9 protein-coding genes are annotated in these 13,547 nt (G+C 68.7%); 6 read left to right on the top strand and 3 right to left on the bottom strand.

Annotated features, from left to right (window positions below; translation table 11 throughout):
- Positions 1-53: 53 nt before the first annotated feature.
- From H6A23_RS05670 to H6A23_RS05655, 4 genes are all read left to right on the top strand, one after another.
- Entirely contained in the window at positions 54-887 is an 834-nt protein-coding gene (locus H6A23_RS05670) for a class B sortase (protein ID WP_204831231.1), read from the top strand.
- A 4-nt stretch (positions 888-891) separates the two neighbouring features.
- A complete protein-coding gene (locus tag H6A23_RS05665) occupies positions 892-2,256 on the top strand; it encodes an LCP family protein (RefSeq protein ID WP_204831230.1) in 1,365 nt (454 codons plus the stop codon).
- A gap of 65 nt (positions 2,257-2,321) precedes the next feature.
- Positions 2,322-3,197: a protein phosphatase 2C domain-containing protein gene (locus H6A23_RS05660; RefSeq protein WP_204831229.1), complete on the top strand. Its 876-nt coding sequence runs from the start codon at positions 2,322-2,324 to the stop codon at positions 3,195-3,197.
- Positions 3,198-3,199: 2 nt separating this feature from the next.
- A complete protein-coding gene (locus H6A23_RS05655) occupies positions 3,200-4,060 on the top strand; it encodes an aldo/keto reductase (RefSeq protein ID WP_204831228.1) in 861 nt (286 codons plus the stop codon).
- 60 nt (positions 4,061-4,120) lie between these two features.
- Here the strand turns inward: H6A23_RS05655 and H6A23_RS05650 are convergent, their stop codons facing one another.
- The 3 genes from H6A23_RS05650 to H6A23_RS05640 form a co-directional block, all read right to left on the bottom strand.
- The gene (locus H6A23_RS05650; RefSeq protein WP_204831227.1) at positions 4,121-6,148 is read right to left on the bottom strand and encodes an FUSC family protein; all 2,028 of its coding nucleotides are present in this window, start codon (positions 6,146-6,148) and stop codon (positions 4,121-4,123) included.
- Positions 6,149-6,498: 350 nt separating this feature from the next.
- On the bottom strand, positions 6,499-7,743 hold the full coding sequence (locus tag H6A23_RS05645; protein ID WP_204831226.1) for an Nramp family divalent metal transporter: 1,245 nt from the start codon (positions 7,741-7,743) through the stop codon (positions 6,499-6,501).
- Positions 7,743-9,599 (bottom strand): magnesium transporter, encoded by a 1,857-nt coding sequence (locus tag H6A23_RS05640; protein ID WP_075279024.1) that lies wholly within the window; start codon positions 9,597-9,599, stop codon positions 7,743-7,745. Before H6A23_RS05640 ends, H6A23_RS05645 begins: the two co-directional genes overlap by 1 nt.
- Positions 9,600-9,789: 190 nt before the next feature.
- On the opposite strand from H6A23_RS05640, the gene H6A23_RS05635 reads away from it, so the two are divergent.
- The gene (locus tag H6A23_RS05635; protein WP_353653022.1) at positions 9,790-12,822 is read left to right on the top strand and encodes a glycoside hydrolase family 3 protein; all 3,033 of its coding nucleotides are present in this window, start codon (positions 9,790-9,792) and stop codon (positions 12,820-12,822) included.
- 141 nt (positions 12,823-12,963) lie between these two features.
- Positions 12,964-13,443: a PH domain-containing protein gene (locus H6A23_RS05630; RefSeq protein ID WP_204831225.1), complete on the top strand. Its 480-nt coding sequence runs from the start codon at positions 12,964-12,966 to the stop codon at positions 13,441-13,443.
- The last annotated feature ends 104 nt before the right edge of the window (positions 13,444-13,547 follow it).

The raw sequence follows: 13,547 nt of genomic DNA, 5'->3' as shown, positions 1-13,547 counted from the left end.
TTTGTAGGATACGGGGAGCGGCCGCGAGGCCGCAGGCGGGCAAAGAGGATACGATGCCAGGTCAGGACAAGGGCGAGAAGAACGGTGGCGCGCGGCGCAGGGGCGTGATTCCCCTGGTCGTGGCCCTCGTGGTTCTTCTCGCCGTGGCGGGATGCGGGATTGCGTACTTTGTCATGCAGAGCGCGGCCGCGGAGAAGATTCGCTCCGAGCAGGAGGCGCTCGGACCTGGCCGGGCCGCCGACGAGGCGCCCGCCGAAGCCGCCGACCCCGAGCCTGCGGAAGACCCGCGCCCGGCCAACCCGGTGGACTTTCCCACCCTCAAGGCCGAGCACCCCGACGTCTACGCCTGGATTGAGATTCCGGACACCCAGATTGACTACCCGGTGGTGCAGAGCGCTGTGGACGACAACTTCTACCTGCGGCGCGACCTTGACGGCAACTACTCCGTCTACGGCAGCATCTACAGCCAGAGCATGAACGCGACGGACTTCTCCGACCCCGTTACGGTGCTCTACGGACACAACTCCTCCGATGGCCTCATGTTTGCCGACCTGCACAAGTTTGAGGATCCGGAGTTCTTTGCCGCGCACGAGGACCTCTACATCTACACGCCGGGACACATCCTCACGTACCGAATCATCTCTGCATACCGCTATGATGACCGGCATATTCTCAACAGCTTCGACTTCTCTGACCCCGAGGTGCGCCGGCAGTACTTCGATGCGGTGCTGAACCCCGTTTCTATGGTCGTGAACGTGCGCGAGGGCGCTTCGCTCTCCGTGGACGACCGCATTGTGCAGCTGAGCACCTGCCCGCGCGAGGGGTCCGTGAGCGGCGGGCGCTACCTCGTGACGGGCGTGCTCGTGAGCGACGTGGAGACCAGGTGAGCGCATGACCAAAGACGCTGACGAGAAGAACGTGGCGCCCGAGGAGGAGTTTGTCCCGCGGGGGAAGCACTTTCGGGCGGACCCGGACCCGGAGCCGGAGTCCGTGGCCGAGGAATCGGCCGCCGGGGAGGCCCCTGCCGCGGCCGTAGACGGGGTCGAGCCCGAGTGCCCGCCTGAGCGGGCGGCCGGGGCGGAGGCCGCGCCCGATGCCGCCGAGGGGTCGGAGACCGCTGTCGACGGGGAGGAGCCCGCCTGGCCCACGCTTGACGAGCTGCCCCAGAAGCGCCGGCGCAGCGAGGAGAGCATCAAGCGTCACGCGCGCAAGCGGATGCTGCGCCGGCTGAGGATCGTGGGCGTGGTCCTTCTCGCCCTTGCGCTTGCGGGGGGAGGGGCCGCGCTGGCCGTGGCGCACATGATCGAGGCGGGCGGCCAGGCGCTCAAGGAGGCCTCCAAGCCGCAGAACATCCAGACGGCCGCGGAGGCGGTCACCGCCGACGATGGTCTCACGGTGGAGTACCAGGGCAAGAAGTACCGCTACAACGAGGACGTCGTCTCCATCGTGGTCATGGGCTACGACCGGCGCAAGGACGTCTCCGAGACGGGTGCCGCCGGCCAGGCGGACGCCGTGATGGTGGTTGCCCTGGATACGCGCACGGGGCAGATGCGCGTCATCGGCGTGCCGCGCGACACGATGGTGGACGTTGACGAGAACGTTGGCGAGGCGTTTCTGGGCCAGGACAAGATGCAGATCGCGCTGGCGTTCAGCTACGGCGACGGGTATGAGACGAGCGCGCAGAACGTGGTGCGCGCCGTGTCGCGCGTGCTGTACAACATGCCGATGAACTACTACTTTGCGCTGGACATGAACGGGATCGGCCCCATCAACGACGCCGCGGGCGGGGTGACGGTGACGCCGCTCTCCTCCATCCCCAACACGGCCATCGTGAAGGACGTGCCCATCAAGCTCTACGGCAACAACGCGATGCGCTACGTGCAGTACCGCGACACCTCGCAGCTGACGTCCTCGCTCGACCGCCAGGCGCGCCAGTCGCAGTACCTCAAGGCGTTCTTCTCGCAGGTCGTAGGCAACGCGGCGGGAGACCCGGGCATCCTGATCAGCCTCTACCAGACGGCGACCGAGTACTCGACCACCAACCTCGACCTGAGCGAGTTCAGCTATCTTGCCGCCACGCTCGTGGAGCACGGGATGAGCGAGCTCGACGTGGTCACCCTTGCGGGCGAGGCCGTCAAGGGCGAGCAGTACGTCGAGTACCACCTGGACCAGGAGGCCGTCTACGAGACGGTGCTCGACGTGTTCTACACGCCCATCGAGGAGGGCGCGCCGGAGCCGACCGCGGCGACGGAGTAGGCGGCGCCCTCGCGCGCGGAGGCGTCGCGCTATCCTAGAGGGCACTTCGAGGGTGGTTGCCCCTGATGCGGCGGAGGGAGCCGATGCGCCACTTCCACTTCACTGACCGCGGCAACGCGGTGAACGAGGACTTTGCCTGCTCGACGCCTCGCTACGGCATCGTGATCGACGGGGCCACGGGGCTTGCGGGCGCGCCGCTCTTTGCGGGGCGCTTTGGGAGCAACGCGCAGTGGTTCTCGCACGTGGTGGGCGCGGCCGTCTGCGAGGCACTGGACGCGGGGCATCCGGCCGAGAAGGCGCTGGCGCGCGCCGTCGATGCGGCCCGCGCGGAGCTCGAGGGAGCGCTGGGATGCTCGCTCGCGCAGGTTGACCCGGATGCCGTCCCCTCGGCGACGCTTGCGCTCGCCGTTGTGTCCGGCGACGCCGTGGAGCTCTACGGGCTGGGGGACTCCCCGCTCGTTGCCGTTCTGCGCGACGGCTCGACGTTCTTCTCGACGGACGAGGTGCTTGAGGGGCTGGACGCCGAGGCGCTCCGCGTGAGCCGCGAGCGGGCCGCCGCATCCGGGCGCGCCCTCTCGGGTCCCGAGAAGCGCGCGCTGGTGGATGACGTCATTCTGGACCACCGGAGAATGCGCAACGCCGAGGGCGGCTACTGGTGCCTGGACCCGTCTGGCGCGGGGCTGGCGCACCTGCGCCGCGCGACGCTCCCGCGCTCCGAGGTGGTTGCCGTTGCCGGTATGAGCGACGGGATGTGGCGGGTGTTTGGCCTGTTTGGGCTGGCGGACGCCGCGAGCGAACTTCCGGCGCTGTCCGCCGGCCGCGTCGCGGAGCTTGTGGCGGAGCTCCGGGCGCTTGAGGCGCGGGACCCGGACTACGTGCGATATCCTCGCCTCAAGAGATCGGATGACGTAAGCGTGTTCTGGCTGGGCGGAGAGGAGTGACCATGGGAGTCATGCTGGCGGGCGGCGTGGAGATTCCGCAGATCGGGTTTGGCACGCTCCAGATTCGCCCCGACGAGACGCAGGCCGCCGTGGAGGAGGCGCTGGCCCTGGGCTACCGGCACGTGGATACTGCGGCCGCGTACATGAACGAGGCGGGCGTTGGCGCGGCGCTCGCGGCGACGGGCCTGGCGGGCGAGGTCTTTGTGACGACCAAGCTGCGGACCTTCGAGCAGGGGTACGACCCCACGCTGCGGGCCTTTGAGGCGTCGCGCGCGGCCCTGGGGGTCGACGTGGTTGACCTGTACCTCATCCACTGGCCCGCGCCCGCGCTGGGGACGTACGTCGATTCGTGGCGCGCGATGGCCCGCCTGCTGGACGAGGGTGCGGTCAGGGCGATCGGCGTCTCGAACTTCCTTCCCGAGCATATCGGGCGGCTGGTGGATGAGGTTGGCGTGGCCCCGGCGATTGACCAGGTGGAGAGCCACCCGAGCTTTTGGCGTCCGGAGCTGGAGGCCTACTGCCATGGGCGCGGCATCGTGGTTGAGGCGTACGCGCCGCTCGGCCACGGCGGGGACCTTGCCGCCGCGCCGGTCGTGGCCGCGGCCGAGCGGCTGGGCGTCTCGCCGGCGCAGGTGATCCTTGGCTGGCACCTGCGGGCGGGGAGGGTGGTCCTGCCCAAGTCCTCGCACGCGAGCCGCATGCGGGAGAACCTTGCCGCCGTTGAGGTGGCACCGCTGCTCACGGAGGCGGAGCTCGCCGCCATCGCGGCGCTCAACGACCCCGGGGCTCGTCTCTTTGGCGACCCGGCGACGAACGTCAACCGCCAGGACCCGGCTGACATGCTCGCCCGCGGCATGCTCTGATGACAAAGGTGTCAGGGTCGTTTGTCAGGAAAATCCTGACAAACGACCCTGACACCTTTGTCATGACGGGCGGATCTCCTCGACGTAGGCGGGCTTCTGCACGAGGGCCCCTTGGGCGTCGTCGATGGCGAGGCGCAGCTCTCCCGCGCGGTCGACATACTGCTCGAGGACATAGCGCAGGTCGGGCTCGTCAAGCTCGAAGAGCAGCTCCTCGACCTCGTCAACGCCCGTGCCAAATCGCTGCGGGTCGCAGTTGGCCTCGGCGAGGTCGATGATGCGCTCGAAGAGCGGCCGCTCGTCGTCCCCGACCTCGCGCAGGCGCACCAGCAGCTCAAGCTGCTCGAGCTCGCACATGATCTCCCAGAGGCAGAAGAGCGCGCGCTCCGCGGCGTCGCGGTAGTGCGCCAGCTCGGCGATCTCCCGGTCCCCCTCCCCGCCCTGGCCGAGCGACTCCACGAACTCGGAGGCCTGGGTGTGGAGCATCTGGAAGTGAAGCAGGGTTTCGGACGAGACGACGGTGTCCACGCGGTGCGTGAGGGTGAGGCGGACAAGGCCCCAGTAGCGCCCGACCATGCCGATCATCTGGTTGAAGTTGGCCACGAAGAGGCGGCGCTCCGAGGTGGGGCACACCAGGCGGTCGACGATCGCCACGGTGGCGATGGCGAGCAGGAGGCTTGCGATGCGCATGGTGGTGGCGTAGCGGTCATCGATGGAGACCGATGCCATGGAGACGGCGTACGCGGTCGCGAAGAACGCCGAGGGCACCGACCCCGGCTTGGTGGCATACATCGGCCCCACGAGGAACATCCCGAGGATGGTGACCTCGACCCAGCCGAGGTTGAGCAGCGCCAGGCCGTGTACGAAGAGGCATCCGATTACGGTCCCCACCATGCGGGTGCGCATGCGGTGCAGCGACTCGTGCGGGAAGGGCTGCAGCAGCAGGAAGGCGTGGAGGGCGAACCAGTAGAGGTGATCGACGGGGAACAGCAGGTTCGAGGCGCAGCTCACGGCGAGGACGGCGCCGCAGCGAATGGAGAAGCGCATCTCAAAGGATTCGAGGCTGAGGCGCTTGCGGAAGCTCGTCACGCGCGCGAGGTCGGAGGCGGAGAGGCGCCAGGGGCGCTGGTGCGGGTCGGGCGCGGTGCGGAGGATGAGCAGCACCAGGTTGAGGTAGCTCTGATAGAAGATGCGGAAACGGTCCTCGGCGATGTCCGCCTGGGCGAGCAGCTCCTGCGCGCGGGGGATGAGCCTGTGGCAGCGGGTCGAGACGTCGTCTGCGAGCGCGTCGTCGAGCTCGCGCGTGAGCTGGGAGAGCGCGCCGAGGGCGCGCGCGTGCTCCTCTGCGTGACTTGCGCTCCAGTCGAAGTTGCCGGCGAGGTAGGCGGTCCGCTGGGCGAGGGTCGCAAACATGTCGAGGAGGTTCTGCACGTGGACGGGGGCCGAGGAGTCCTCGCGGGCGGTGTAGGCCATGCGGGCGAAGTCGCGCCTGAGCCGGAGGAGCTCGGAGCTGAGCTTGGGCCCGATGCCGCCCCCGGCTGCCCGCGCGAGGTCGTCGGCGAGGCGGCGGACGAGCTCGTGCAGACGCGCGCGGGCGCCCTGCGCGTGGCGCTGGAGGTGCCCGGCCACGACGAGCGTGAGGATGAGGACGGCGCAGCAGGTGGCGAGCGCGAGGGCCTGGGTTGCGAAGGTATCCACGAGGGTCTCGGGCCTGAGCTCGAGAAAGCAGAAGAGCATCGTGTAGGGGAAGTAGCGGCGCGGGTTGAGCTGCGACGAGCGCATGAACACGAGCAGGAACGGCATGAGGAGGTTCATGATGACGCAGACCGCCACGCCGACGACGGCGACGCGCGCGGCCACGAGCACGAGCGCGCTCACCAGCACGAAGCGGGCGTACTGGCCGGGCGGGTTGTACTTGCGCAGCCTGGTCTGGAAGAGTGCGGTATAGGGGGAGACCACGAGCAGGTAGTTGGACCCAAACGCGAGGTGGACAATCCAAAAGAGCGCGATGAAGAAGAGAATGGTGGGCAGGGTGTCGACGAGGCGGCTCCAGAAGTCGCCGGCCCATGTGTGCGCTCTCTCCGAATGCATCCCCTCGCCCCCTCAGCTCCCTTCGACCATACCGCAAAGTCGTCCCGCGCCCCGGGCGGACGCGGGGAGGCGCTTGAGTGCGTCGGCTGGCGGGCCGAGCTGCGCAGTTGGCGCCTTGGTGCGAAAGAGCGGGGCAGCTGTGCGCAATTAGCCCCTTGGTGCGAAGGGGTTTGGGGGCCCGTCGGGTATCCGGTCCGACAAAAGCCCAGATAGGCAGCTGCCCATCAGGCCATTTTTCTCCTGACGGGCATGAAATGGCTTCGCACCAAGGGGCTAATTGCGTTGGAGGGGCGGATTATTTCGCACCAAGGGCCTCATTGCGCGCGGGATGGAGCCGGCTGCGGACCAGGCTACATCCCCAGCGCCTGCATCACAAACATCACGACGGTGAGGATGGCCACGGCGACGATGGTGAACCACGTGAGCGCGTTCCAGACGCGGCCGTTCGCATATCGGCCCATCACGTGGCGGTCGCTCGCGATGAGCACCATGAAGACGAGGAGGACGGGCAGCAGGACGCCGTTTATGACCTGCGCCACCATCATGATTCCGAAGAGGTTGACGTCGGGCAGCACGACCACGACGGCGGAGATGGCGATGACCGCCGTGATGATTCCCCGGTAGGCGGGCGCCTCCGACCAGCTGCGGTCCGCGCCGCGTTCCCAGCCGAAGGCCTCGCAGATGGCGCTTGAGGTGATGCCGGGCAGGACGCAGGCCGCGAGGAGCGAGGCGCCGGCAAGACCCGCGCCGAAGAGCGCCTCCGCGTAGCTGCCGACGAGCGGCGCGAGCGCCGACGCGGCGTCCTCCGCGCCGTTCACGACGACTCCGGCCGGGTTCAGCACGGCCCCCGTCGTAAGGATGATGAACCACGAGATGGCGCTTGCCACCACGGCCCCCGTCACGGTGTCGATGCGCTGGTAGGGCAGGTCGGCCGCCCGCGCATTCTTCTCGACCACGTTGCTCTGGGCGAGGAAGAGCATCCAGGGCGCGATGGTGGTGCCGACGTTCGCGACCAGCAGCGAGAGGTACTGCGGGGAGGCCATGACGTGCGGGACCACGGTGTGGAGCAGGGCGTCGCCCCAGTCGGGCCCCACCATAACGCCGGCGATGACGTAGGTCACGAAGACGCACGCGATGGCGAGGAGGACCTTCTCGATGCGCCGATACGAGCCGCTCATCGTGAGCAGCCAGATGGCAAGCGCCGCCACCGGCACGGATACGATCGGGGGAACGCCGAAGAGGGCGAGCGCCGAAGCGATGCCCGCGAACTCGGAGAGCGTGACGGTGGTGTTTGAGATGAGGAGGGCGAGCATGGCCACGACGGAGAGGCGCACGCCGAACTGCTCGCGGATGAGCGAGGCGAAGCCCTTGCCCGTGACGCAGCCCATGCGCGCGGACGTCTCCTGCGCCACGATGAGCAGAAAGCACATCACCGGAACAGTCCAGAGCTGGTTGAAGCCGAAGAGCGCGCCGGCGTTGGAGTACGTGGCAACGCCGCCCGCGTCCGCGCCGGCGAGGGCGGCCACCATGCCGGGGCCCATCGCCGCGAGGATGCGTCGCGGCTCGAGTGGCGAAGAGGGGGCGTCGCCTTTCATTATCGCACCAGCCCCAGGGGTCCGGCGAGCGCCAGCACGGCGGCCAGGAACACCACCACGGCAACCAGCATGGAGACGAGGGAGAGCGTAAAGCCGGAGGTCTCCTTGTTGGCCTCGTCACGTCGGCGAAGGACGGCCAGGTAGATGGGCGTGGTCGCAAACGAGACGAACGTGGAGACGGCCGCGGCCACGCCCCCCGCGGAGAGCGCGGGGCCGAGCCGCTCGACCGAGGAGGGCACGGCGGGGGAGGCGATGACGCTCTCGAGTCCGAGGACGATGAGCACCACGAGCGCGCCGAGCGCGACGCCGAGGCCCAATCCCTTGAACGCAAAGCCGAGCGCGGAGGGCGCGTCCTCGTCATCGGGGTCGTTCTCGAGGAAGAAGTTGGTGACGTAGCTCACGGAGTCGTCCGCGAGCACGAGCGCGACGGCGAGCGGGATGGTGGCGGCAAGCGTCTCGCCAAGGCCGAGCCGCGTCCCCGCGACGAGGGCGAGCGCCACGACGCCGACGGCCCACAGGACCACCCACACGTTGCGGCGCACGAGCCAGATGAGCGTGCTCGCGTGCCCGGAGTCCTCGCCATCCGCGGAACCGCCGGCAACGCGCAGGTCCTCGGCGTGCTCCTCCTCCAGGACGTCGAGCGCGTCATCCACGGTGACGATGCCCAGAAGGCGCCCCTCGTCGTTCACGACGGGCATGGCCAGCAGGTTGTACTTGGCGATGTCCTCGGCGACGTCCTCCTGGTCGTCCTCGGGGCTCGCCGTGATGAGGTCCTCGGTCGCGAGCTCGGAGAGCCGCGTCTCGGGGTCGGCCACGATGAGGCCGGGAAGCGTCACCACGCCGGCGAGCTTGCCGTCCTCGTCGGTGAGGTAGACGTAGCGCACGGACTCGAAGTCCTCGTCCAGCCCGCGCAGCATCTCTACGGCGTCGGCCACGGTGGCATCGTCGGGCACAGTGGCGACCTCGGAGGTCATGATGCGGCCGGCCGTGTTCTCGCGGTACCCCAGCAGCTGGCGGATGGCGCGCTGCTCCTGCACGCCCATGAGGCGCAGGAGCTTCTCGGCCTTGTCGTAGTCGAGCTCGGAGACAAGCTCGGCGGCGTCGTCCGGGTCCATCTCGGCCAGCATGCGCGAGGCGTCGGTCTCGTTGAGCGAGCCCATGAGCTCGGCGGCCATGGCATCGTCGTCGAACTCTGCCATGGCGTCGGCGCGCTGCTCATCGTCAAGCTGCGCGAAGACCTGGCCTCGCAGGCGCGGGTCCAGCCGCTCGATGATATCGGCGATGTCGGCGGGGTGCATGTCGTCGAGCGTCTTGTGGCTCACGGAGAGCTTGACGTTGGAGAGGTCGCGCTCCACGAGGTCCATGTAGTTCCATGCGATGATTCTCTCAGGCATGGGGTGGCCGAAGGTCCGCGCCAGGCGCAGCGCCACGCTTTCGAGCGCGGGGTGGAGGCTGCGCAGGAGGCCGCGGGCGCCCACCTCGGCGCCGAGCAGGCGCAGCTGGGTGGAGCTCGTGTCCGAGAGCTTGAGGTCGTTCACGCGCACGACGCGCATGCCGTGCGTGTCCACTATCTGCTTGTTCAGGATGTCGCGGGCGAGAAGGACCTCGTCCGGCTGGAGGTACGAGAAGCGCAGGTCGGTGGCTATGACCTTGAGGTTGACCTCGTTCTCGTCATAGCGCTCGACGTACTTGCGCCATGAGATCATGATCGGCGTGCGTCCGGGGCCCATGAAGGCAAGGCTCGTGACCCGGGGGAAAACCTCGCCGGTGGCGATGCCGAGGTCGGAAACCGTGCCGATCTTCTCGCCGTCGGCATCCAGAACGGGGTTGCCCAGTAGCTGGGACAGGTAGATCATCTGCGCTCCTTCGCTTGCGTCACTCGACGCGCCACGGGAGCGCGCCGCAGGTCATCGACTGTGAGGTCGAGGTTTCATGCGGACCCTTCTCTTAGGGGATTTTCCAACCGTCATTGTAGCCCATGCCGTGTCGTGGAGGGTCGTTAGAATAGGACGGGAGCCGCGAGGCTCGTCGATCTGAGGAGGGCGCGTGGGCAAGAGGGGTCGCAGGGTCGTGAGGGTGGTCGCGTGCGCGGGGGCCGTCGTGGCGCTCGGCGCGCTCGTGGCGGCCAACGTGGCCATGGCGCTTCTCGGCGACACCGTGGACTCCTTCCTGGGCACCGACGTGGTGAACGTCGAGCCCGAGGAGCGCGAGGCCGCGATGGAGGACGGCCGCGCCCTCGGGGAGCGCGTGGAGGCCGAGGGCATTGTGCTGCTGCGCAACGAGGACGAGGCGCTGCCCCTCCCCGCGGACGTGACGCAGGTCAACGTCTTTGGCTGGGCGTCCACGCAGTGGGTTGCGAGCGGGTCGGGCTCGGGCCAGGTGGCCGGCGAGACCATGGGCCTTCTCGACGCGCTCGAGGAGCGCGGCATTGCCTACAACACGCAGCTCACGGACATGTACCGCGGCTTTCACGGCGAGCGGGCCTATCGCTCCGCGGGCGCGCTCAACAGCCACGCCTCCGAGTTCTGCCGCCTCTACGAGCCAAGCGTCCGCGACGAGACGTGCTACCCCGACGATCTTCTTGCCGCGGCGGAGGCGTACTCGGACACCGCGATCGTGGTCATTGGCCGCGTCTCCGGCGAGTCCATCGACTGCCCGGACGCGCAGTACAAGGTGAGCGGCCGTGACGGGGCGGTTGACCTCGACGTCACGCGCGGCTACCTCGAGCTCTCGCGCGAGGAGGAGGACCTGCTGCGCTACGTGGGCGCCACCTACGAGCGCGTGGTCGTGCTCGTCAACTCCACCAACACGATGGAGCTCGGCGAGCTGGAGACCATCCCCGGGATAGACGCCGCGCTCATGGTGGGCACCACGGGAGAGGTGGGCACCCGGGCCGTGGTCGGCGCGCTCTGGGGGGACGTCAACCCCTCCGGCCGCACCACGGACACCTACGCCTACTCCTTTGAGACGGCCGCGAGCTGGGCCAACGCGGGCGCCATGGGCGAGGGCCTCTACACCAACGGCGAGGGCCTCTACCCGGCCGACGGCACGCTCAACGCCAACGTGGGCGTGGCCGAGACGTATGACGGCGTGCGCTTCGTGGACTACGCCGAAGGCATCTACGTGGGCTACCGCTGGTACGAGACGGCCGACGCCGAGGGCTTCTGGGACGGCGTCGAGAACGAGCACGGCACGGGCTACGATGCGGTGGTCCAGTACCCGTTTGGCTACGGCCTCAGCTACACGTCCTTCTCGTGGCAGGTCACGGCGCGCGCCCCGGGGCAGGGCATGCGCGTGGACCGCGTGACAAACGCCTCCATCACCGTGCGCGTGACCAACACCGGCAGCGTGGCCGGCCGCGACGTGGTGCAGCTCTACTGCACGCCGCCCTACGAGCCCGGGGGCGTGGAGAAGCCCTCGACGGTGCTCGTGGCCTTTGCCAAGACGCGCCTTTTGCAGCCGGGGGAGAGCCAGGACGTGACGCTCTCCTTCACGCTCGACGACGTGGCCTCCTACGACTGCTACGACGCCAACGGCAACGGCTTTGCGGGCTACGAGCTCGAGCGCGGCGAGTACCTTGTGGAGCTCAAGCGCAACGCGCACGAGCTCGCGGACTGCGACTACGCGCAGACGGTCTACTACCTGCCCTCGGACGTGCTGTGCGAGAAGGACCTCCAGACGGGGGCCACGGTGGCCAACCGCTTCACGGGCGCCGCGGCCGGGGACGGCGTCTCCGTGGACGGCTCGGACTCCGCGGCCGGCATCACCTACCTCACGCGCGCGGACTTTGCGGGCACGTTCCCGCGCCAGGGGAGCGCGGACCGCGCGATGACGGACAACGTCATGGCCCGCAACCTCTACGGCGAGGACCGCGTGGAGGCCGACGCCCGCGGCTATGAGGGAAAGCTCGCCACGCCGCTCAACCAGCCGCTCGCCTCCGCGGCGGGCGACTACTGGCAGCTCACGGAGGACGGCGAGCTCACGCAGATGGGGCGCGAGCTGGGCCTGGACTATGACGACCCGCGCTGGGAGCTCCTGCTCGACTATGTCTCCCTGGCGGACATGGAGCGGCTCGTGCTGCACGGCTATCTGGCCACGGGCGCCATCGACGGCATTGGCAAGCCGCGCACCAAGGAGGTGGACGGCCCCGCGCAGGTGGGCTCGTTCAACCAGCTGAGCTATGGCGTGGGCTACCCCGGCCCGACGGTGCTCGCCCAGACGTGGAACGCCGCGCTCGCGCGCGAGTACGGCGCGCAGGTGGGCCTGGAGTGCGCGATGATCGGCGTGGACGGCTGGTACGCGCCGTGCGCCAACGTCCACCGCACGCCTGTGGGCGGCCGCAACTACGAGTACTACGCGGAGGACCCGCTGCTGTGCGGCGTCATGGCCGCCGAGGTGGTCGCGGGCTCGCGCGAGGCGGGAACCTATGCCTTCCTCAAGCACTTTGCGGTCAACAACCAGGACTCCTACCGCGACTCGCTCTACACCTGGCTCACGGAGCAGGCGCTGCGCGAGATTTACCTCGCGCCGTTCCGCCGCGCCGTCGCCGAGAGGACGACGGGCCTCATGACCTCGTACAACCGCATTGGCGCCACGTGGGCGGGCGGCAGCCGGGCGCTCCTCACGAGCGTGCTGCGGGGCGAGTGGGGCTTCGAGGGCGCCGTCATCACGGACTACGCCGACCATCAGACGTACATGAACGCGGATGAGATGCTGCGGGCCGGCGGGGACCTCTATATGGACGGCGTCTTCCGCAACGGCGCCTTTGCGTACGGGTTCACGCAGGACGGGCTTCTGGCCGCGGAGGGCACGCCCGAGGAGCCGCGCGCCGTGAGCTACCTCACCAACCTGCGGCGCGCCACGAAGAACGTGCTCTACACGTGGCTCAACGCGCGCGCGACCAACCTCGCCTACAACGAGGCCGCGGCGAGCGTGGGCGAGCCGGGCATCGAGCGGCCGGTCAAGACGCAGGGCTTCAACTACGTGGGGACCGCCCTCGCGATCGCCGACGCCGTGGCGGGGGTGGGCGTGATCGCGTGGGTGCACCGCGCCCTTGCTCGCCGCCGCGGGCGCTCCTGACAAAGGTCCTGACAAAGGTGTCGGGGCAAACTGTCATGAGCCTTTCATGACAGTTTGCCCCGACACCTTTGTCAGGATGCCCCTTGCCCCTGTCAGGTCGTGAGAGAATGTCTCCGTGGCCGCCCTGTCGGAAGGACCCGCATGTCAGATCTGCCCTCGCACCGGCTTGACCCGCGCATGCTGCGGGTGTGGTACATCTCCAGCCTCGTTGGCATTGTGGCGGTGGCGGCCCTGGCCGTTGTGGCCTGGCTCATCGTGCGCCACCTGGGCGGTGACGTCTTCTGGGTCTACCTCGTCGCGGGCGTCATCGAGGCCATCTGCGTGGGCGACATGCTTGTCTCGCCGCGCGTCGAGTACGCCACCTGGCGCTACGACGTCACGCCCACCGACGTCGACCTCTACAGCGGCGTCTTCACCAAGAAGCGCACGCTCGTGCCGCTCGTGCGCGTCCAGCACGTGCAGACCAAGCAGGGCCCCATCCTGCGTGCGCACGGCCTGGCCAGCGTGACCGTCTCCACCGCCGGGGAGAGCTTCGAGATTCCCGGCCCCGCAGAGGACGATGCCAACAGGCTGCGCGACCGCGTGGCCGAGCTTGCACGCCTTGCCAAGGAGGACGTGTGAGCGCCGGCGAGAAGGGCGGAAGGGCCGAGAAGAACGCGCGGCTCGAGAAGGGCGCGCAGTTTGAGAAGAGCGCGCAGCCCGAGACCTGTCTCTTATACACATCT

This window comes from Olsenella uli, assembly GCF_016900775.1.
Taxonomy (GTDB): domain Bacteria; phylum Actinomycetota; class Coriobacteriia; order Coriobacteriales; family Atopobiaceae; genus Thermophilibacter; species Thermophilibacter uli_A.
This window is presented reverse-complemented; position numbering and strand designations above follow the sequence as displayed.